The organism is Cellulomonas sp. GbtcB1 (assembly GCF_019091725.1).
Taxonomy (GTDB): domain Bacteria; phylum Actinomycetota; class Actinomycetes; order Actinomycetales; family Cellulomonadaceae; genus Cellulomonas.
In genome coordinates, this window is the sequence record NZ_JAGXJG010000010.1 from 23,902 (window position 1) to 44,537 (window position 20,636).

The following is a 20,636-nucleotide window of genomic DNA, read 5'->3' on the forward strand; positions in this document are numbered from 1 at the left end:
GAGAGTCCGCGCACGGTGCTCCCTAGCATCGTGCGCATGACGACCGACTACTTCGCCGACGACCCGCGCACCAACCTCGAGCGGATGCTCGCGGGCGACCTGTACGTCGCCGACGAGGAGATCGAGGACCTCACCCGCCGGTCGGCGCGGCTGGCGGAGGCCTACGGCCGGGTCGCGCTCCTCGACGACGCGGCGGCCCGCGCGATCCTCACCGACCTGCTCGGCACCCTGGGCGAGGGCTCGGGCATCCGCCCGCCGCTGCACGTCGACCTGGGGACGAACATCCACGTCGGCGCCCGCACCTTCGTGAACTTCAACCTCACGGCCCTCGACGTCGCGCCGATCCACATCGGCGACGACTGCATGATCGGCCCGAACGTGCAGCTGCTGACCCCGATCCACCCGATCGAGCCGCAGCCCCGCAAGGACAAGCTCGAGGGCTCGAAGCCGATCACGATCGGGGACAACGTCTGGCTCGGCGGCGGCGTCATCGTGTGCCCGGGCGTCACGATCGGGGACAACTCCGTCATCGGCGCGGGGTCGGTCGTCACGCGGGACATCCCGGCGAACGTCGTCGCGGTCGGGAACCCCGCGCGGGTCGTCCGGGAGGACATCGACCGCTGACCCGGCCGGACGCGGGGCGGCGTGCGGTGGCCGGCCCGGTGAAGGAGGCAGACGTGAGGACCGGCGCGGTCGCGGAGGCGGGCGGCAGGCCCGGCGCCGTCTCGGAGGGCGACGGCAGGAGTGGCCGCGTCGCGGAGGCGGACAGCCAGGACCGGCCCCGTCAGCTGGCGCGGCGCAGCTGGGCGTACGTCGCGGACATGCGCTCGAACTCGTCCCGGGTCAGGCCCATCGCCTCGATGAGCTCGGCCTCGAGCCGGTCGTAGGCGTCCTGCTCCGCGAGCGTGCGCGGCGGCGGCGTCGCCGAGAACCGCGCGTGGATCTCCCGGAGTCGCTCGTGGTCGATGGCCCGCCTGCTCATGTCCCGAACCGTACGACCCACCACTGACACGCCCCTGTGCGCGGGCCGTGGCGAACGCGCGCATGCTCGGGGAGCGGCCGGGGGCCCGGACACAGTGCTGCGGACGCGCTGGACAGGAAGCGGACACGCTCGACCTTGGGCGGGCACGCCTGGCCTGGGGCGGGCACGCCCGGATGCGTGCGGGCACGCCCGGATGGGTGCGGCGCGGCGGCACGCTCGGCCTGGGGCAGCAGCCCGAGGCGCGGCAGGGTCGGCCTGGGCAGCAGCCCGAGGCGCGGCACGCCACTGGGGAGGGGGCGCGCTCGTAGAGGGACGGATGCATCGGAGCGACCGACTCGCTGGGTCAGAACGGGGGTGGTGCGTCGTAGGGGTCGGCAGTCGCGTCGTGGCACTGCCCGGTGCCGGGACGGGTGAGGTACCGGTGCCCGGTGGGGGTGATCCACTCGTAGAGCCCGGGTTCGATCTGCCGCAGCCGGAACCCGCCGTCGGTCTTGAGGCGGTGGTGCCGGTGGCAGACCGGTCCGAGGTTGTCGGCGTCGGTGCGGCCGAGGGGCGCGTCGGGGTCACCGCCGGGTCGGGGGTGGAACTCCTGGGTGTGGTCGATCTCGCATGCGCAGGCGGGGACCCGGCAGCCGGGTGCGGCGCACGTTCCGTCGCGGGTGCGGACGAGTTCGGCCAGGGCGGCGGGTGGTCGGTAGCGCTCGCGGCCGACGTCCAGGACCCGGTCGGTGAGCGGGTCGGTGACGACTCGCTGCCAGACCCCGCCGATCGCCAGGGCCCTTGCCTGGACGGCGTCGATGGGTCCGTGGCCGTCGAGGTGGGCGGGCTGGTCGTCCAGGCCGAGCAGGGTGGACGCCGGGATGGTGATGCGAACCTCGGCGCCGGGGCGTCCGGAGCAGCGGGTGCAGCCGCGGGGGTGGTCGCGACGGTGTTCGGCGCAGCGGCGGGTGCAGAGGCATCTGTCGGCGCGCCCGGCGCGACGGTTTCGCTCGGCGCGCCCGGCGCGACGGCGTCGGTCGGAGCGCCGGGCACCGCGGCTCTGGTCGGAGCGCCAGGCACCGCGGCTCTGGTCGGAGCGCCAGGCACCGCGGCTCCGGTACCGGTCTTGGTCGCCGTCGCCGTCGCCGTCGCCGTCGCGGGCGCGGTCTTCGTCTCCGTCGCAGTCTCGGTCGAGGTGGCGGGCGGCCCGGCCAGCACGCGGGGGTCATGTGAGCCGGGCACCGAGTGTGCACCTGAGTCGCCGAGCGGGATGAGCCTCGCGATCGGGATCGGCTCCACCGGGCGGGTGAGCAGCGCACCGTCCCGGTCGGTCATGGTCGCCCCGTTCCACGATCGTCTCGGCTCCGGCGGCACCGGCAGACCTGGGGACAGACGGACCTCGAACGCCGGACCATCCGACACGGGGACGTCCCCGACCACCAGGTCGCGCAGACCATCCGCGCGCAGCTGGTCCAGGGTCCGGTCGTCACCCAGCGCCTTGGCGGTCTTCGCAGCGTGGGTCAGGACCCCGTCGACCCGGAGCGCGTCCGCCGCGTCGAGCACCAGCCACATGGAGGCCATCCCGTCCGGCTGGGGCCGGGGGTGGGACACCTTCCTCGTGCAGCGGGCGCGTTCGCGGCGGGCGGCGGCGCCCTCGGGGTCGACCAGCCGGATCTCCCGCGCCACCCGCTGCCGGAGCTCGGCGACCGAGCACTGGTCGGCGTCCGGCAGCACGGCGTCCTCCACGGCGTGGGCGACCTGGAACGACAGGTCCGCCAGCTCGGCCGTCAGCACCTGGGCCTTGGCGGGGTCGAGGTGCCCGACCTCCAACGCCTGCCGGGTCGCGCCGAGCATCCCGTCGAGCACGAGGGCCCGGTGCACGGTCTTGGTCGCGGTGACCCGCGGCCACCCGAGGCGCATCTGGAGCTCGTCGCCGGCCACGCAGGCCTGCGTCGGGGGCGCACCGGCCAGCGGGGACCACTGCGGGCTCATCTCGTCCCGGGAGGCGAGCTCGGCGACCATGGCCAGCTTGCGGGCGTGCTGATGACTCTCGACCCGGTCCTGCGCGGCGATCACCTCGACCAGGATCTTCGAGGACAGCACCTGCAGGTCCAGCCCTCGCAGCCAGGCGTCCAGCTCGGGCCCCGGCGGGCACGCCGCGATCGCCTCGACCTGCCGCTGCTCACCCGTGCGCGGCACCCCACCGGCCGCCACGACGGGGTCCGGGCCGAAGTCCGTCAGGCACGTCCCGTCGGGCCCGTAGACCGGCAGCACGACGGCGGCGACCGGGTCGCCGTCGGGGTGTTCCTGCAGGTCAGATGCCATGGAACGACACTACCGACGGCCACCGACACGACCCCGGCGACCGACCCCCTCCCTGGGGACGACGCACGACGACGGCACCTGTGGACGGCTCGGCACCCGCACGCCCGGCCCGGCTCAGCGGCCGGAGAGGTGCGCCAGCAGCCGGTCCAGGAACTCCGCCTGGGCGGCCACGACGAGCTCCCTGGCCTCCGGCACCGGCACCCACCGCAGCTCGTCGAGCTCGGGGAACGTCACCGTGCGCCCGCTGCGCGGGGGCCAGTCGACCGTCACCTGGCTCACCGGTCCGCGCGGGGCGTCGAGGTCGAGGGTGGCGGCCCGCGCCCAGACCCGGACCACCTTCCCTGCGCGCTGCCGGACCTCGCCGAGGTCGACGTCCTCCCCGTCGGGCGCGGGGACGCCGACCTCCTCGGCGAACTCGCGCAGCGCGGTGGCGTGCGGGTCCTCGCCGTCCAGCGGCTCCCCCTTGGGGACGGTCCAGCCGTGCGGCTTGCGCGCCCAGAACGGGCCGCCCATGTGCCCGAGCAGGACCTCGGGCGCGCCGGGGCCCCCGGCGCCCGGCCGGTGCAGCAGCAGCCCCGCGCTCGTGCGGGCGGCAGCGGCGACGGCCACGCTCAGGACTCCGGGAGCAGGACCTCGACGCCGGCCTCGTCCAGCGCCGTGCGCAGGTCGGCGGGCGGCGGGGCGTCGGTGACGAGGTAGTCCGCCCGGCCGAGCTCGGCGATCTGCGCGAACAGGCGGCGGCTGAACTTCGACGAGTCGGCGAGCACCGCGACCCGGTCGGCGCGGTCCATCATGTCGCCCATCATCGAGGCCTCGACCAGGTTGCTCGTCGAGTACCCGACGTCGGCGGACACGGCCCCGACGCCGATGAGCGCGAGGTCGCACCGGATGTCGACCTCCGGCTGGTGGGTCCACGCGGGCAGCCGCACGGGCCCGAGCGTGGCCTGGTCGGTGATCCGCACGCTGCCGCCGAACACGTAGAGGTCGCGGTACGCGGACGGGGCGAGCTCGGTCGCGCCGCGCAGGCTGTTGGTGGCGACGGTCAGGTCGCGCCGTTCGCCGAGCGCCCGGACGAGGGCGAGCGTCGTGGTGCCGGCGTTGACGATGATCGCCTGCCCGTCCCGCACCAGCGCGGCCGCCCGGGCGCCGATCCGCTCCTTGGCCTGGGTCTGCATGCGCATCCGCACGTCGAGCTCCGTGTTGGGGCGCGGGGCGGTGCTGAGACCGACGGCGCCGCCGTGGGTGCGGACGAGAACGCCGTCGGCGTCGAGCTGGTCGAGGTCGCGGCGGATGGTGTCGGCGGAGACGTCGAACCGGTCGGCGAGCTGCGCGACGGTGACCTCGCCCGTCTCGGTCACGTACGCGGCGAGCTCGGCCTTGCGCCCTGCCGGGAGGCGGCGCGGTGCGGTGTCGGAGGACGACATGCAGACACATCTAGCACAAAATCGCGTCCCCTCGCAGGAAGTCGCGGATACCTACCGCACGGTCACGCATCACTCGACAGGTGCTGATCGCGGCCGTTCTGGCCCGTGATCGTGCGGCTCACCGCGTGGGAGCGAGGCCATCGCGTCCTCAGGTCTCAGTGCGGTAACGCGCCGAGACCATCCCTTGACGACCGCAGAGACCCGCACTAGCGTGCTCAAACACGCAGAGAAGCGCACTCAGCCGCACAAAGCGGCATCCCGGAGGGAGAGTCATGAGCAACGGAGCTCGGATGCGGTACCTCAGTGCCGCGGCCATCGCCGGGGCCTCGGCCCTGGTCCTGACCGCGTGCGGCAGCGGCGGCGACGCCGCGGTCGGTGGCGGGTCGGACGGCGGTGACGTCACGCTCGAGTTCGCCCAGTGGTGGGAGCCCGAGCTGCCCGACGGCGCGTTCCGCGAGCTGATGGACAAGTTCGAGGACGAGAACCCCGGCATCACCGTCGAGCTGCTGAGCGGCCCGTACGCGTCGACCAAGGAGCAGGTCCTCGCCGGCGCGGCCGCCGGCACGATGTCGGACGTGGTCGGCCTGGACGGCGCCTGGGTCAACGACTTCGCCAAGCAGGGCGCGATCGCCGACCTGTCCGCCCTCATGGCGGACGACGGGTTCGACGACGGCCAGCTGGTCAGCCAGGTCCAGGTGGACGGCTCGACCTACATGATCCCGGTCGTGAACTTCGTGTACCCGATGTTCACGAACGACGACCTGCTCGCCCAGGCCGGCGTGGACGCGCCGCCGAGCACGCGCACCGAGTTCCAGGACGCGGCCGAGGGCATCACCGCTCTGGGCGACAACACGTACGGCTGGGTGCTGCCGCTGTCGCTCGAGGCGCCCAACGGCGTCCAGAACGACGTGATGTCGTGGGTCTGGGCGTCCGGCGGCTCGATGCTCGACGACGGCCAGCCGGCGCTCACCGACAACCCGGATGTGGAGAGCGGCGTGCAGTTCGTCGCCGACCTCTGGGACGCGGGGGTCGTCGCGCCGGGCTCCTTCACGATGAAGGAGCAGGACAAGGTCGAGGAGTTCACCAACGGCCGGGTCGGCATGATGATCGACTCCCTGGCCCACGTGACCACGATCCAGGAGGCCAACCCCGACCTGCAGTTCTCGATCTCCGCCATCCCGGCCGAGGACGGGTACACGGGCGAGCGCGGCATCCCCTACGCCTCGTGGGGCATCGGCGTCGCGGAGAACTCGGAGCACAAGGCCGAGGCGATGAAGCTCGTCGAGTTCCTCATGAGCGAGGAGACCAACGCCGAGCTGTCGTCGATCGCGAACGCGTTCCCGGGCAACACGGAGTCCGTGCCGGACTTCGTCGAGGACAACGAGCTGTTCGCGACGGCGTTCGAGATCTACCAGGACGGCTACCCGGCGAACGAGTTCACGGGCCTGCCCGTCGCCGAGGAGCTCATGCGGCAGCTCGGCGAGCAGCTGCAGAAGAGCCTCAACGGCGACCAGAGCGTCGACGACGCCCTCACCGCTGCGCAGGAGCAGTGGGAGAGCGAGTTCTGACCGACCCCTCCAGCGACCGCGCCGGGCGGGGATCCCTGAACCCGCCCGGCGTGGTCCCCCGGTCAAGGAGGACCGAGAGTGTTCACCTCGCACGTCGAGCGACCCGTGGTCGCTCCCACCGCCGGCGGCTCGCCGGGCCCGGACCGCGCGGCCCCGGCCGAGCAGCCGCCCGCCCGCTCCGGCTGGGAGCGGCTGAAGCGCCGGCTCACGCCCTACGGGTTCCTGACGCCGACCGGCGTCCTCATGGCGATCCTCATGCTCACGCCGATCGTCATGGTGATCTGGTACTCGCTGCTGGACGGCGTGATCACCACCAAGAACTCGGCGTTCGTCGGGTTCGCGAACTACGCCGAGGTGCTCACCGACCCGGTGTTCTACACCGCGGTCCGCAACACGCTCGTGTTCACCGTCTCCAGCGTGGTGGCCCACTTCGCGATCGGCCTCGGCTTCGCGATGCTGCTCAACACCCCGCTGCTGAGCCACCGCACCAAGGCCTTCTTCCGCGTGATCTACGTCCTGCCGTGGCTGTTCACGGTGGCGATCATCGCGGTCCTGTGGCGGCTGCTGCTCAATCCGAACGGCGCCGTGAACTACCTGCTCGGCAGCCTCGGGATCACCGGCGGCCAGACCGAGTGGCTGTCCGACCCGAGCACCGCGCTCGCCGCGGTGACGTTCATCAACATCTGGTCCGGCTACCCGTTCTTCATGATCAGCCTGCTGGCCGGCCTGCAGGGCATCCCCAAGGACCTGTACGAGGCCGCCCGGGTGGACGGGGCCACTCCGTTCCAGCAGTTCCGGAACGTCACCCTCCCGCAGCTGCGCCCGATCATCATCTCGATGGCGCTGCTGGACTTCATCTGGACCACGCAGCAGTTCGCGCTGATCTGGATGACCACCGGCGGCGGGCCGATCAACGCGACCGAGATGCTCAGCACCTTCACCTACAAGCTCGCGTTCAGCCGCTACGAGTTCTCGGTGGCGTCCGCGTCCGCGGTGGTCGTGCTGCTGCTGTCGATGGTCCTCGCATTCTTCTACGTCCGGCACCAGAAGGCGCGTGACTGACATGGCGACCCTGACCCCGACCCCCGTGCGCGCCGGTTCCCGCGAGCTGCGCCGCCCGCCCGCCAAGACCGGGCAGAAGGCGCTCGTGCTGATCGCGCTGACGCTCGGCGCGCTGTTCGCCGGCCTGCCGGTGCTGTGGATGCTGTCGAGCTCGTTCAAGGCGAACCCGGAGATCTTCGCGTCGCCGCCGCGGTTGATCACCGAGGGCTTCTCCTTCGACGCCTACACGTCGATCCTCACGGACCCGGTGAAGCTCCGGTTCTTCGGGAACTCCTACCTCGTGGCCGGCGCCGTGACGCTGCTGACCCTGCTCGTCGCGGTCCTCGCGGCCTACGCGTTCAGCCGCTACGAGTTCCGCGGCAAGAAGGTCATCAACGTGGTGATCGTCAGCGTCCAGGCGGTTCCGCCCATCACGCTGCTCATCCCGTACTTCGGCCTGGTGGTGGCGCTGCGGCTCTACAACACCTACCCGGGCCTGATCCTCACGTACATGGTGTTCACGCTGCCCTACGCGATCATCATGATGACCGGCTACTTCAACACCCTGCCGCGGGAGCTCGACGAGGCCGTCAAGGTCGACGGCGCCGGGCCGCTCACCGCCCTGTGGCGCATCCTCGTCCCCATCTCGGTGCCCGGCCTGGTCTCCGTCGGGATCTACACCTTCATGATCGCGTGGAACGAGTTCCTGTTCGCGCTGACGCTCACCCGCACCGAGGACATGCGGACCGTCCCGATCGGCATCCAGCTCCTCATGGGCCAGCACTCGTACAACTGGAACGAGATGATGGCGATGAGCATTCTCGGGTGCATTCCTGTCCTCGTTCTCTTCCTGTTCTTCCAGCGGTACTTCATCGGTGGGATGACCGCAGGGGCGGTCAAGGTCTGACGACCTCGGCCACGGCACGGCAACGACGCACGACCCGACACGAAAGAGGAGTCACCCCATGTTGATGAACGGCGCGGACCTGCTGGCCGTCGCGAACGAGCACAGCTTCGCGGTGCCGGCGTTCAACATCAGCGACTACGCGATGTTCAACGGCATCGTCGACGTCTCGGAGCAGCGGCGCGCGCCGCTGATCGTGGCGATCCACCCCGACGAGGTCAGCCACATCGGCCACGACGTCCTGCCCGCGCTGATCCAGCGGGCGCACAAGGCCACCGTGCCGGTGACGATCCACTGGGACCACGGCGGCACCTACGAGCAGATGCTCCGGGCGTTCCAGATCGGGTTCACCTCGGTGATGATCGACGGCTCGATGCTCCCGTACGAGGAGAACGTCGCGCTGACCGCCAAGGTCGTCGAGGCCGCGCACGCCGTGGGCGTCTCGGTCGAGGGCGAGCTCGGCACGATCGGCAAGCTCGACGAGCAGGCCGAGGCCGGTGTCGCGGTGTCGGACATCATCTACACCGACCCGGACCAGGCCGTCGACTTCGTGCGGCGCACCGGCGTCGACAGCCTCGCGGTCGCGATCGGCACGGCGCACGGCCTGTACCCGAAGGGCCTCACCCCGGAGCTCAAGCTGGACCTGCTGACCGAGATCAAGTCCCGGCTGCCCATCCCGCTCGTGCTGCACGGCGGGTCGGGCAACCCGGACGACGAGATCGGCCGCGCGGTGAAGCTCGGCGTGAACAAGATCAACATCTCCAGCGACATCAAGGTCGCCTACCACGACCGCATGCGCGAGGTCCTGGCCGACCTCACGCTCCGCGAGCCGAACACGATCCAGCCGCCGGCCATCGAGGCCATGAACGCCGTCGCGGCGCAGAAGATCGAGCTGTTCGACGCCGCGGGCAAGGCCGACCTGTACTGAGGTCGGGCACCACGGACGCCCCGGTCCGGGTCGGTCCACCCCGGCCCGGACCGGGCTGCACCACCACCACCACCGTCGGCGCCGGCCGGCACCGCACGACCGCACGGACCGCGAAGGAGCGGCAGATGGGCACGCGCTACGTCCTCGGGCTCGGGGGGACCGTCGACTACGAGATCGACTGGGACCCCGCGACGCTGACCCGGCTGGCGGCCGAGTGGGGCCTGCGGGCCGACGAGCTCGACGCCGGGGTGCCGATCCTCAGCGAGCGGGACCTGCTGCGGTCGCTGCTCGGGTTCGTCCGGGACGGCGTCGGGGGCGAGCGGTTCGTGGCGTCCTCGGAGATCGTCGAGGCGTTCGCCCGCCGGTTCGAGCGCCGCGTGACCCTGGGCGGCACCTGCGTGCGCGCCGCCATCGCGATGGACCGGGTGCGCGACCTGCCGGCCCTGGTGCACCTCGTCAGCATCGACGACGACGTGCGCCGCCTGCTGCCGGCCTCCACGACGTACCTGTGCTCGGCGGACCGGGACACCACCGACCCGCATCTGATCGTGCAGTACCCCGCGTCGTCGCCCGTGCGGGTGGCGGGCGAGGACGTGGTCGCTGCGCACCCGAACCGGCTGATCTACGTCAACGACCCGCCGAACCTGGAGCTCGTGCTGCACCCCGGGCTGGGCGACGCGGTGGCCGCCGCCGACGTCACGCTGGTGTCGGGGTTCAACGTGATCCAGGACCGCGCGCTGCTCGCGGACCGGCTCGCGACCGTCGCCGCGGCGCTGGACGGCCGGGCGCCGGGGTCGTTCGCCTACTTCGAGGACGCCGGGTACCACGTGCCTGCGCTCCGGGCCGACGTGCGGGACGCCCTCGCCGGCCGGGTCGACGCCTGGGCGATGAACGAGGACGAGCTGCAGGCCTGGATCGGCCGCGCCGTCGACCTGCTGGACGCGGCGGACGTCGCGAAGGCGCTCGTCGACCTCCGTGCCGCGGTGCCCGCGCGCACCCTCGTCGTGCACACCAAGTACTGGGCCTTGGCGGCCGGGCCGGGCGCCGGGGACCTGCGCCAGGCGCTGCACGGCGGCATCACGATGGCGAGCACCCGCTACCTGCACGGCGACGACTTCACGGTCGACGACTACGCCGCGACGGGCGCGCGCGAGCCGGGTCCGCTGGGCGCCCGGTTCGCGGCGGAGGTCGAGGCGGTCGCGGGCGCGGCGGCCGGCGCGGTGGCGTGCGAGCCCGCGTACGCGCTGGACGTGCCGCGGCCGACGACGATCGGGCTGGGCGACACCTTCGTCGGCGGGTTCCTCGCGGCGCTGGCGGACCGGTGACGGCGGTGGGCGGCACGCCGGCCGGGCCCGTCGTGCTGGCGGCGAACCAGCCGGAGGACCGGTTCTACGCGGGCGGCGCGCGGATCGCGGAGTTCCGAGGCCCGGACGGCGCGCCCGCGGACGGCGACCACGTGCCCGAGGACTGGGTCGGCTCGGCGACGACGCTGTTCCGCGAGGACGCGCTCGGCCTGACCGTGCTGCCCGGCGGCGGGACGCTCGCCGACGCGGTCGCGGCCGACCCCGTCGCCTGGCTCGGCCCGGAGCGCGCGTCCGCGCACGGTGCCGACGTCGGCCTGCTGGTCAAGCTCCTCGACGCGGGCGAGCGGCTCCCGGTGCACGCGCACCCCGACGTGCCGTTCGCCGCGCGGCACCTGGGCCTCGCGCACGGCAAGACGGAGGCGTGGGTGGCGCTGACCGCCGCGCCGGTGCACCTCGGGTTCCGCCGTGACGTCGGCGCGGACGAGCTGCGCCGGTGGGTGGACGAGCAGGACAGCGGGGCGGTCCTCGCCGCGATGCACGTGCTGGACCTGGAGCCGGGCGACGCGGTCCTGGTCCCGGCCGGGCTGCCGCACGCGATCGGCGCCGGGGCGTTCGTCGTCGAGCTCCAGGAGCCGACCGACCTGTCGGTCCTCGTCGAGTGGGCGGGCTTCGCGATCGACGGGGCCGCCGCGGGGCATCTGGGGCTCGGGTTCGACGCAGCCCTCACGGCGGTCGACCGCCGGGGTTGGTCGACCGCGGAGATCGCCGCGCTGCGCGGGGCGCGGGTCGCCGACACCGGCGACCTGCTGCCCGCCGCCGCGCCGTTCTTCCGGGTCGAGCGGTGGCGCGGCTCGGGCGAGTGGGACGCGGGGTTCGCGGTGGCGGTCGTCGTCGGCGGCGCGGGCGCGCTGGTGCAGCCAGGCGGCGTCCGCACGGAGGTGCGGCGCGGGTCGACGGTGCTCGTCCCGTGGTCGGCCGGTCCGCTGCGGCTGGAGCCGGCGGCGGGGGAGACGCTCGAGGTGCTGCGGTGCCGGCCGCCGGCGGGCGGCTAGCGGCGCGGGATCAGCACCCGGCCTCGTCGTAGGCGCAGAGCAGACCCCACGCCTCCTGCGCCAGCCCGGTCGCGGTCGCGCGCTCCGTCGCGATGGTGCCCTCGCCGCCCTCGAACCCGACGAGCGTGATCGCCGGGCCGCGCCGGGTGAGCGCCAGGTAGCTGCCCACCGCGTCGTCGATCGAGCCCTCCGCGGACGCGCCGTAGTAGTCGGTCGCGAGGCCCAGGCCCTGCGCGCCGACCTCGACCTGCTCGACCACGTACGTGGTCGCGCTGTCGGAGGCGTACCGGGTGCAGGCGGCGAGCGCGGCGGTCAGCCGGTCGGCCTCGGCCACCGCGGCGTCCGCGTCCGGGAGGAGCACCACCTGGTGCACCCCGACCGGCGACTCCGCCTCGCCCGAGCCCTGCGCGACCGTGCGCATCGCGATCGCCTCCGTCGGCGTGCCCGCGTCGCAGGACTCCGGCAGCCGCCAGTCGACGACGCCGGCCGACTCCTCGCGCGGGCCCTCGGGGCCGGTGCCCTGCCAGGACGTCTCCGGCAGCATGACCTCCGGCGGGACGTCGGTGGCGACCGGCGCGGTCGCGGTCGGGTCGCCGGTCGGGGCCGAGCCGGACGGCGTCGGCGCCGGCTCGGCCGCCGTGGTGCTCGGGTCCTGCGTGGTCGGGTCAGCCGACGTGCAGCCCGCGAGGGCGAGGGCGCACGCGGCGACGGTCAGGGTCCGCGTGGTGGTCCGCATGCCGTCCAGCCAAGCAGCGATGCCGCAGGCCCGCGCGCCGGGCGCCGGCCCGCGGGGCCCCGCGGTCAGTCGCGGACGGTGCCCTCGATGCACGTCACGGTGTCGCCGCCGACCCACACCGTGCCGTCCGCGTCGCGCTCGACGTGGACCCGGCCCGCGCGGCCGAGCGCGGTGCCCTGCGCCGCGACGTACCGCTCCGGGGCGCGGCCGGTGCGGATCAGCCACTGCCCGATCGAGGCGTTCAGGCTCCCGGTGACCGGGTCCTCGGTGAGCCCCATGCCCGGGGCGAAGCCGCGCACCTCGAACGCCGTCTCGCCGCCCTCGGCGTGCGGCCCGACCACGCCGACGTCGACGCCCTCGATCGCGGCCCAGTCCGGGCGCAGGCCCAGGACGCGGTCCGCGGAGTCGAGGAGCAGCACGTGCCACCGCGGGCCGTTGTCCAGCAGGCGGTGGTCGACCACGGCGTCCGCGGGCAGGGCCAGGGCGGCGAGCACGCGGTCCAGGGTCGCCGCGTCGACGGGCGCGTCCTCCCGCGGCTCCGGCGCGGCGAACTGCAGACCGCCCGCGCCGCGGCGCAGGACCACCGGCCCGACGCCGCACTCCTGGACGATCGTGCCGCCACGCGCCGGCCGCCCGCCCGCGGCCAGCCACGCGTGGCAGGACCCGAGCGTCGGGTGTCCCGCGAACGGCAGCTCGCCGCCGGGTGTGAAGATGCGCAGCCGGTAGTCCGCCGCGGCCGGGTCGGTGGGGCGGAGCAGGAACGTCGTCTCCGAGAGGTTCGTCCACCGGGCGAACGCGGCCATCTGGGCGTCGGTGAGGCCGTCGGCGTCGTGCACGACCGCGACGGGGTTGCCGCGGTACGGCTCGGCGGTGAAGACGTCGACCTGGGTGAACGGGCGCACGGGTCCACCGTAGAGCGCGGCGGTCCGGGGGACTCCCGCGGGGCGCCTCAGCCCCCGTACGGCGGGAGCCCCGTCGGCGGCTGGCGCGGGACCGCGCCCGGGGGGACGCCCGGTGCCGGGTCCGGGGTCCACGCGAGCGGCGTGCGGGGTGCCCCGTCGGTCGGCCACGCGGCCGGGGCGAGGGGTGCCGCGGGCCCGCCCGCACCGCCCGGCGGGTACCAGCCCCCGAGCGCCGCGGCGGACCCCCGCCGCCGGCGGCGCACCAGCGCCACCACGAGCGCCACGCCGCCGCCGAGCAGCAGCAGCCCGGCCCCACCCGCGACCGCGAGCCCGAGCCACGGGGCGCCGGCCTCCGACGCGACGGCCTGCAGCACGAGGTCCTGGGTGCCGTCGCCGGTCCACGAGACGGTGCGGGGGTCGTCCGGGTCGACCTGGCCGTTGGTCTCCTCGACGTCGCCGGGGAACGTGAAGGCGATCCGGATGTCGGCCTGCACGGACATCCCCAGGTCGGTGTCGCCGGTCGACGCGGGCAGCGTGCCGTCGAGCGTGTAGCGACCGTCGGCGTGCGCGAGCGTCATGCCCTCGCCGTTGAAGACCGCGAACGGCACGGCGTCGAACACGTACCGGCGCCCGACGGCGTCCTCGTCCTCGTAGGGCTCCTCGCGGACCTGGACCCCGCCGTCCTCGCCGAGCAGGCCGCTCGGGCCGTCCGCCCCGGTGCCGAGCAGCTCGTCGACGTCCTGGCCGGTCATCTCGAGCACCGACCGGTCGACCGCGACGACGTACGAGCCGGAGACGGTGTCGTCCTCGCCGACCTCCACCTGCATGTCGAACCGGAAGCAGCCGGACAGGGTCGCGACCGCGAGCAGGGCGACGGCGAGCGCGCGGACCGGGCGGGTCGTCATGCCTCACCCATCGGCGGGCCGTGGCAGCGCCTTGACGGGCGTCGCCCGATCGGCGCACAGCGGGTGCACAGACCGGGCGACGCCCGCGGGGCCGGCGGGTCAGTCGGCGATGAACGCCAGGATGTCCTTGATCAGGGCCTCCTGGTACGCGCCCGAGATGCCGTGCGGGGCGCCCGGGTAGACCTTGAGCGTGCCGAGCTTGACCAGGTCGATCGACTTGTACGCCGCCGCGGCGATCGGGACGATCTGGTCGTCGTCGCCGTGCGCGATGAGGATCGGGACGTCCAGCGCCTTGAGGTCCTCGGTGAAGTCGGTCTCGGAGAAGACCTGCACGCAGTCGTAGGCGGCCTGGAGCTCGGCGAGCATGCTCTGCCGCCAGAAGTCGTCGCGCAGGCCCTGGCTGATCGTCGAGCCCTCCCGGTTGGCGCCGTAGAACGCCTCGGAGAGGTCCTGGTAGAACTGCGAGCGGTCGCGCAGGACGCCCTCGCGGATGCCGTCGAACGCCTCGATCGGGGTGCCCTCGGGGTTGCTCTCGGACTTCAGCATCACCGGCGGGACGGCGCCGGCGGTGACGACCTTGGTGACGCGGCCCTTGCCGTGCTGCGCGGCGTACCGGACGACCTCGCCGCCGCCGGTGGAGTGGCCGACGACGGTCAGGTCCGTCAGGTCGAGCTGCTCGACGAGGGACGCGAGGTCGCGGGCGTACGTGTCCATGTCGTTGCCGCCGCTGGTGCGGGACGAGCGGCCGTGGCCGCGACGGTCGTGCGCGATCGCGCGGTAGCCGGCGTCGTGCAGGACCTTGAGCTCGTAGGCCCAGGCCTCGGAGCTCAGCGGCCAGCCGTGGCTCAGCAGGACGGGCTTCCCCTGGCCGTAGTCCTGGTAGAAGATCTCGGCGCCGTCGGGCGTGCTGACGTAGGGCATGGTTCCTCCTCGGTCGGGGTCCGGACCGACCTGCCGCGGGGCACTTGCCCGGGGCGTCCGTCCCCGGTCACGATTGGACCGCGCAGCGCCGCGCGCGGACCAGGAAGAAGTCCGGCAGAACTCGGGGGAGCTCGCCGGCCGGGGGCAGAGGCGGGCGAGGGTGGACGACGACCTGGGAGCGCTCCTGCGCCGGCACCGGCAGGACGCTGACCTGACGATCGAGGACCTGGCCGCCGCCTCGGGGGTGAGCGACCGGGGCATCGGCGACATCGAGCGCGGCGTCAGCCGGGGTCCGCAGCACCGGACGGTCGAGGCGCTCGCGGACGCCCTGCGGCTGCGCCCGGACGACCGTGCGGCGCTGCTCCGCCTGGCCCGGGAGGGTCGCCGGCGCCCCGCGGCACCCGTCCCGCACGCCCTGCCGCTCCCGCGCCGGGTGCCGGACTTCACCGGTCGCGCGCAGGAGCGGGCCGGGCTGGGCCAGGTGCTGCGGGGCGGCGGCCCGGACGCCCCCGCCCCGGTCGCCGTCGTGACCGGGCCGCCGGGCTTCGGCAAGACGACCCTCGCGGCTCAGGTGGCGCGCGACCTGCGGGACGACTTCCCCGAGCGCCTCTTCCTGGACCTGCGCGGCGTCGACCACGAGCCCGTGACGCCGGACGCCGCCGTGCGGCGGGTCGCGGAGGCGCTCGCGTCGGGGACCGTCCCGCCCGACCCCGACGCGGCGAGCGCGCACGTCCGCGGCCTGCTCACCGACCGGCGTGTGCTGCTGGTCCTCGACAACGCGGCGTCCGAGGAGCAGGTGCGCCCGCTCGTCCCGGCGGACGGGCCGTCCGCCGTCCTGGTCACCAGCCGGCGCGCGCTCGCGGGGCTCGACGGCGTGCAGCACCGCGCGGTGCTCGGCCGGCTCGCGCCCGGCGACTCGGTCGGCCTGCTGGACGCGATCCTCCCCGGGCGCGGGTCCGCCGAGGACCTCGCCCGGCTCGCCCGGCTCTGCGACGACGTCCCGCTCGCGCTGCGGATCGCGGGCAACCGGCTCGCGGCGCGCGGCGGCTGGTCGATCGACGGGCTGGTGCGCCGGATGGCCGCCGACGAGCGGCGCCTCGACGCCCTCGCCGCGGGCGACCTGCGGGTGCGCGCGGCCTTCACCTCGTCGTACGAGCAGCTCGGCCCGGGCGCGCAGCGGCTGTTCCGGCGGCTCGCCCTCGTGGACGCGCCCACCACGGGCGCCGGGCTCGCGGCCGCGCTGGTCGGCGAGTCCGTCTGGCGGACCGAGGACCTGCTCGACGAGCTCGTGGACCTGAGCCTGGTGCAGCACCTGCCCGGCGACCGCTACGGGCTGCACGACCTGCTGCGGCTCTACGCCCGGTCCGAGCTGGAGCACCAGGAGGACGCCGCCGCGCACGACGCGGCGCGCGCCGCGGCCGACGACTGGCTGCTCCGGACGACCGTGCGCGCCGGGTACCGGTTCGAACCGGACCACGCCCACGAGGGGTCCGCCGTGCCCGGGGAGCGGGACGTCGACCTCCCCGACCAGGAGGCGGCGCAGGCCTGGCTGCGCGCCGAGTCGGCGAGCTGGCTGCCCGCGCTCCGCCGGGCGGCGGCCGCAGGCGCGCACGCGCGCGTCGCGGAGGTGGCGGACGCGCTGCACTGGTTCTCCGACCTCTGGGCGACGTGGGACCGCTGGGCCGAGGTGTTCGACCTGTCGGCCGACGCGGCGACCGCGCTGGGCGACGACCGGCTGATCGCGGTGCACGAGGGCTACCGCGCGTGGGCGCAGTCGATCTGCCGCGGCGACCTCGTGCGGGCGCGCGCGGCCGCGGACCGCGCGCTGGCCGCGGCCCGGCGGTGCGGGGACACCACCCAGGAGGGCTGGGCGCTCAGCTACCGGTCCTGGATCGCGTCGCAGTCGGGCGACCTCGCGCACGCCGAGCGGGACGCGGCGGCGGCGGTGGACTGCATGCTGGCGGCGGGCGACCACGAGGGCGCGCCGCAGGCGATGCTGTCGCTCGCGAAGGCCCGGCAGCGGCTGGGTCGCCTCGACGAGGCCGCGGCGACCGTGCGCGCGACGATCACCCGCGTCGCCGACCCGCGCACCCGCCCCCGGGCGCAGGTCGCGCCGTTCACGGAGGCCAACGCGCACGTCTACCTCGCCTCGATCCTCGTCGAGGCCGAGCGGTGGGAGGAGGCGCGCGCGGTGGCGTCCGAGGCGCTGCGCCTCGCCGCGCCGCTCGGGGTGCCGCGGATCGTGGCGACCGCGCACCTGGCCCGCGGCCGCGCGCACGCGGCGCTCGGCAACACCGACGCCGCGGTGGTGGACATCGAGATCGCGGTGGCGGCGCGCCGCGAGCTCGGGATCGACGCGCCGCTCGCGGCCGCGGTGGCGGCCCTGGCGGAGGTGCGCGCCGCCGCCGTGGCGGCGCCCGTGACCGGGCCGGGCGCGCCGGACCGCGCGCCGCAGCCGACCGCCGCGGGCTAGGGTGCGGGACATGTCGACGGTGCGTCTCGGGGTCCTCGGTGCTGCTCGCATCCTGCACGACGCGGTGGCCGCGCCCGCCGCGTCCGTCCCGGAGGTCGAGGTGACGGCCATCGCCGCCCGCGACCGGTCCCGGGCGCAGGAGACGGCCGACGCGGAGGGCATCCCGCGGGTGCTCGACGACTACGACGCGCTGCTCGCGGACCCGGACGTGGACGCGGTGTACGTGCCGACCCCGGCCGCGCTGCACGGGGTGTGGGTGCTGCGGGCGATCGCCGCGGGCAAGCACGTGCTCTGCGAGAAGCCGTTCACGGCGAACGCGGCCGAGGCCGAGGACGTCGAGGCCGCCGCCGCGGGGAGCGGGCTGGTCGTGATGGAGGCGTTCCACTCGCAGCACCACCCGTCGTGGGCGCGGCTGCGCGAGCTGCTCGCGGAGGGCGTGATCGGCGACGTGACGTCCGCGGAGGCCGACTTCTGCGTCGAGATCGCCGACCGCGGGGACATCCGGTGGCAGGAGTCGATGGGCGGCGGGGCCCTGATGGACCTGGGCGTCTACCCGCTGCGGTTCCTCTCGCACGTCCTGGGTGCGCCGACGGTGCGGTCGGCCGAGGCGGTCGACGTCGACGGGGTGGACGCGTCGATCGTGGTGCACCTGGACCTGCCGGGCGGGGTCGAGGGGACCGTGCGGGCCAGCATGGTCGCGTCGGAGGACCAGAGCGTGCGGGCCCGGATCGTCGGGACGAGCGGGACGATCACCATGCACAGCCCGTACGGGCCGCAGAACGGCGGCCGCATCGTGGTCGAGCACGCCGACGGACGGGTCGTCGAGGAGCCCGTCGACCCCACCGCGTCGTACGTGTGGATGCTGCGGTCGTTCGCCGACGCCGTGCTGCGCGGCGGGGACCCGGTGTCGGGGACCGCGCAGGCCGTGGCGGCGATGCGGCTGGTGGACGACGCGTACCGCGCGGCGGGCATGGCGCCGCGGGAGCCCGCGCCGCTGGGCTGACCGCCCGGGTCAGGCCGGGCGCTCCGGCAGCGGGTACAGGGCCGGCGCCGCCGGCGGGTCCTCCCCGACGAGGCCGTCGACCGCCTCGCGGTACAGGTCCGCGTGCCCGACGTGCCGCGCGTACTCCTCGACGAGGTCGACCAGCACCCGGCGCACGCTCGGCCGCGCGTCGGGGTCGTCGGACCAGGCGATCGGCCGGTCCAGCCCGCCGTCGACGACCGCGTCCGCGAGCGACTCCCGGGCCCGCAGCACCGAGTCCCGCCACAGGCCGTAGAGGTGCTCGGGCTCGTCGTCGGCGGCCGAGGTCCACGGCCAGTCGGGGGTGGCGTCCCAGTCGACGCCCTCCCACGGGTCGCCCGGGCGCCGGCCGTTCACCCGGGTGCACAGGTGGAACACCTCGACGAACGCCAGGTGCTTCACCAGCCCCCCGAGCGTGATCGCCGACGGGCCGAGCGTGGCGGACAGCGCCGCGCGGTCCAGGCCGCCGACCTTCCAGGCGAACGTCGCCCGCTGCCGCTCGAGGGAGCCGATCAGCGAGGCGACCTCGTCACCGGCGACGGGCGGACCCCACCAGCCGTCCCGGTCGTCCCGGTCGTCCCGCGCGACGTCGTCGGACATGGTGCCTCCCTCGTCGGAGCCGCCGGCGGGCCCGCCGGTGCGGGGGACGCTACGCCGGGCCACCCACACGCCGGGCGCGGGCCTGCACGACGGCGCGCCACGCGACGCCCGCCGCGACGACGGCGGCCCCGCCGGCGACCGACGCGGGCGGCAGCGTCGCGGCGAGCACGACGCACCCGACGGCGCCGAGCACCTGGAGCGCGCGCGGGAACCGCCGGTGCGCCCGGTCCTGGGTCAGCGCGGCCGCGTTCGCGACCAGGTAGTAGAGCAGGACGCCGAACGAGGAGAAGCCGACTGCCCCGCGCAGGTCGACCGTGAGCACCAGGACGACGACCACCACGGCGAGCGCGACCTCCGCGCGGTGCGGCACCCGGTACCGGGGGTGCACGGCGGCGAGCGGCCGCGGCAGGTCGCCCTCGCGGGCCATCGCCAGCGTGGTGCGGCTGACCCCGGCGACCAGGGCGAGCAGCGCGCCGAGCGAGGCGGCGACGGCGCCGAGGCGGACCACCGCGCCGACCCACGGCCGGCCCGTCGCCGCGGCGGCGTCGGCCAGCGGCGCGGCGCTCGCTGCCAGCGCGTCCGGGCCGAGCACGGTCAGCAGCGTCACCGCGACCGCGGCGTACACGAGGACCGCGAGACCGAGGGCGAGCTGGATCGCGCGCGGGATCGTCCGGGCGGGGTCCCGCACCTCCTCGCCCATGGTGGCGATCCGGGCGTACCCGGCGAACGCGAAGAACAGCAGCCCCGCCGACCCGAGCACGCCGGACCAGGTCGCGTCGGCGCCGACCGCGACCCGCGCCCACGACGCGTCGCCGCCGGCCAGCCCGGTGACGACGAGGGTGGTGAGGGCGCCCAGCGCGACCGACACCACGACGCGGGTCAGCCGCGCCGTCCGGGTGACGCCGCGGAGGTTGACGGCGGTGAGGGCCACGACGGCACCGGCCGCGACCGGGCGCTGCCAGCCCGAGGGCACGGCGTACGCCGCGAACGTCAGCGCCATCGCCGCGCAGCTCGCGGTCTTGCCGATCACGAAGCACCAGCCGGCGAGGAACCCCCACCAGGCGCCGAGGCGCTCGCGCCCGTAGACGTACGTGCCGCCGGACGCCGGGTACTGCGCCGCGAGCTGCGCGGAGGACGTCGCGTTCGCGTAGGCGACCACGGCGGCGAGCGCGAGCCCGACCAGCAGCGCGGAGCCGGCGGCCTGCGCCGCGGGCGCGAAGGCGGCGAACACCCCGGCGCCGACCATCGAGCCGAGTCCGATGACGACGGCGTCGCCCAGGCCGAGGCGCCGGACCAGGCCGGTGCTGCCGCTCATGCCGTGGTCCTCCCCGGTGCCGTGGGCGGGGCGCCTGCCCGGCCGTCGCGGGCCAGTGTGGCCGACCGAGGTGTCCGGGCGGTGTCCGGCGTGCCCCGGACGTCCGCGCGCTGGCACAGTGGGGCCGCACGGCGGCCGGGGGAGGTGACGCCGGTGGACGCCGACGAGGTGCACCGCGTGCTCGACGCGCTCGCCGCCGCGGGACGTGGACCGGGCGGACCTGGCGGTGCTGGGACGGCTGGCCGGGGGTGGCGCC

At 74.9% G+C, this 20,636-nt stretch carries 18 protein-coding genes; 9 read left to right on the plus strand and 9 right to left on the minus strand.

Annotation, left to right across the window (positions count from 1 at the left end):
- The first annotated feature begins 36 nt into the window (after positions 1-36).
- Positions 37-624, plus strand: a complete 588-nt coding sequence (locus tag KVT14_RS05560; protein WP_217614767.1) for a sugar O-acetyltransferase — start codon at positions 37-39, stop codon at positions 622-624.
- 160 nt (positions 625-784) lie between these two features.
- Here KVT14_RS05560 and KVT14_RS05565 read toward each other — a convergent pair whose 3' ends face one another.
- From KVT14_RS05565 to KVT14_RS05575, 3 genes are all read right to left on the minus strand, one after another.
- On the minus strand, positions 785-982 hold the full coding sequence (locus tag KVT14_RS05565; RefSeq protein WP_217614768.1) for a hypothetical protein: 198 nt from the start codon (positions 980-982) through the stop codon (positions 785-787).
- A gap of 2,418 nt (positions 983-3,400) precedes the next feature.
- Positions 3,401-3,895, minus strand: coding sequence for an NUDIX domain-containing protein (locus KVT14_RS05570; protein WP_308160905.1), 495 nt, complete (start codon positions 3,893-3,895; stop codon positions 3,401-3,403).
- 2 nt (positions 3,896-3,897) lie between these two features.
- A complete protein-coding gene (locus tag KVT14_RS05575; RefSeq protein ID WP_217614769.1) occupies positions 3,898-4,710 on the minus strand; it encodes a DeoR/GlpR family DNA-binding transcription regulator in 813 nt (270 codons plus the stop codon).
- A 272-nt stretch (positions 4,711-4,982) separates the two neighbouring features.
- On the opposite strand from KVT14_RS05575, the gene KVT14_RS05580 reads away from it, so the two are divergent.
- The 6 genes from KVT14_RS05580 (at position 4,983) to KVT14_RS05605 (ending at position 11,507) form a co-directional block, all read left to right on the plus strand.
- Positions 4,983-6,278 (plus strand): sugar ABC transporter substrate-binding protein, encoded by a 1,296-nt coding sequence (locus KVT14_RS05580; protein WP_217614770.1) that lies wholly within the window; start codon positions 4,983-4,985, stop codon positions 6,276-6,278.
- 78 nt (positions 6,279-6,356) lie between these two features.
- Positions 6,357-7,340: a sugar ABC transporter permease gene (locus KVT14_RS23400; RefSeq protein ID WP_308160906.1), complete on the plus strand. Its 984-nt coding sequence runs from the start codon at positions 6,357-6,359 to the stop codon at positions 7,338-7,340.
- Position 7,341: 1 nt separating this feature from the next.
- Entirely contained in the window at positions 7,342-8,226 is an 885-nt protein-coding gene (locus KVT14_RS05590) for a carbohydrate ABC transporter permease (protein ID WP_217614771.1), read from the plus strand.
- A gap of 58 nt (positions 8,227-8,284) precedes the next feature.
- Positions 8,285-9,151 (plus strand): ketose-bisphosphate aldolase, encoded by an 867-nt coding sequence (locus tag KVT14_RS05595; protein WP_147795023.1) that lies wholly within the window; start codon positions 8,285-8,287, stop codon positions 9,149-9,151.
- 125 nt (positions 9,152-9,276) lie between these two features.
- On the plus strand, positions 9,277-10,476 hold the full coding sequence (locus KVT14_RS05600) for an ADP-dependent glucokinase/phosphofructokinase (protein WP_217614772.1): 1,200 nt from the start codon (positions 9,277-9,279) through the stop codon (positions 10,474-10,476).
- Positions 10,477-10,481: 5 nt separating this feature from the next.
- A complete protein-coding gene (locus tag KVT14_RS05605; protein ID WP_217614773.1) occupies positions 10,482-11,507 on the plus strand; it encodes a class I mannose-6-phosphate isomerase in 1,026 nt (341 codons plus the stop codon).
- Positions 11,508-11,517: 10 nt separating this feature from the next.
- Here the strand turns inward: KVT14_RS05605 and KVT14_RS05610 are convergent, their stop codons facing one another.
- The 4 genes from KVT14_RS05610 to KVT14_RS05625 all read right to left on the minus strand — a co-directional run bounded on the left by KVT14_RS05610 (position 11,518) and on the right by KVT14_RS05625 (position 14,971).
- A complete protein-coding gene (locus KVT14_RS05610; RefSeq protein ID WP_217614774.1) occupies positions 11,518-12,243 on the minus strand; it encodes a hypothetical protein in 726 nt (241 codons plus the stop codon).
- A 65-nt stretch (positions 12,244-12,308) separates the two neighbouring features.
- Positions 12,309-13,145 carry a PhzF family phenazine biosynthesis protein gene (locus KVT14_RS05615; RefSeq protein WP_217614775.1) on the minus strand — a complete coding sequence of 279 codons (837 nt, stop codon included), beginning with the start codon at positions 13,143-13,145 and terminating at the stop codon, positions 12,309-12,311.
- Between the two features lie 47 nt (positions 13,146-13,192).
- On the minus strand, positions 13,193-14,050 hold the full coding sequence (locus KVT14_RS05620) for a hypothetical protein (RefSeq protein ID WP_217614776.1): 858 nt from the start codon (positions 14,048-14,050) through the stop codon (positions 13,193-13,195).
- A 99-nt stretch (positions 14,051-14,149) separates the two neighbouring features.
- Positions 14,150-14,971 carry an alpha/beta fold hydrolase gene (locus KVT14_RS05625; protein WP_217614777.1) on the minus strand — a complete coding sequence of 274 codons (822 nt, stop codon included), beginning with the start codon at positions 14,969-14,971 and terminating at the stop codon, positions 14,150-14,152.
- 160 nt (positions 14,972-15,131) lie between these two features.
- On the opposite strand from KVT14_RS05625, the gene KVT14_RS05630 reads away from it, so the two are divergent.
- Positions 15,132-17,444 carry a helix-turn-helix domain-containing protein gene (locus KVT14_RS05630; protein ID WP_217614778.1) on the plus strand — a complete coding sequence of 771 codons (2,313 nt, stop codon included), beginning with the start codon at positions 15,132-15,134 and terminating at the stop codon, positions 17,442-17,444.
- 10 nt (positions 17,445-17,454) lie between these two features.
- Entirely contained in the window at positions 17,455-18,447 is a 993-nt protein-coding gene (locus KVT14_RS05635; protein WP_217614779.1) for a Gfo/Idh/MocA family protein, read from the plus strand.
- Between the two features lie 9 nt (positions 18,448-18,456).
- Here the strand turns inward: KVT14_RS05635 and KVT14_RS05640 are convergent, their stop codons facing one another.
- Both KVT14_RS05640 and KVT14_RS05645 read right to left on the minus strand, forming a co-directional pair.
- A complete protein-coding gene (locus KVT14_RS05640) occupies positions 18,457-19,065 on the minus strand; it encodes a DUF664 domain-containing protein (protein ID WP_217614780.1) in 609 nt (202 codons plus the stop codon).
- Positions 19,066-19,114: 49 nt separating this feature from the next.
- Positions 19,115-20,380, minus strand: coding sequence for an APC family permease (locus tag KVT14_RS05645; RefSeq protein ID WP_217614781.1), 1,266 nt, complete (start codon positions 20,378-20,380; stop codon positions 19,115-19,117).
- Positions 20,381-20,636: the final 256 nt, after the last annotated feature.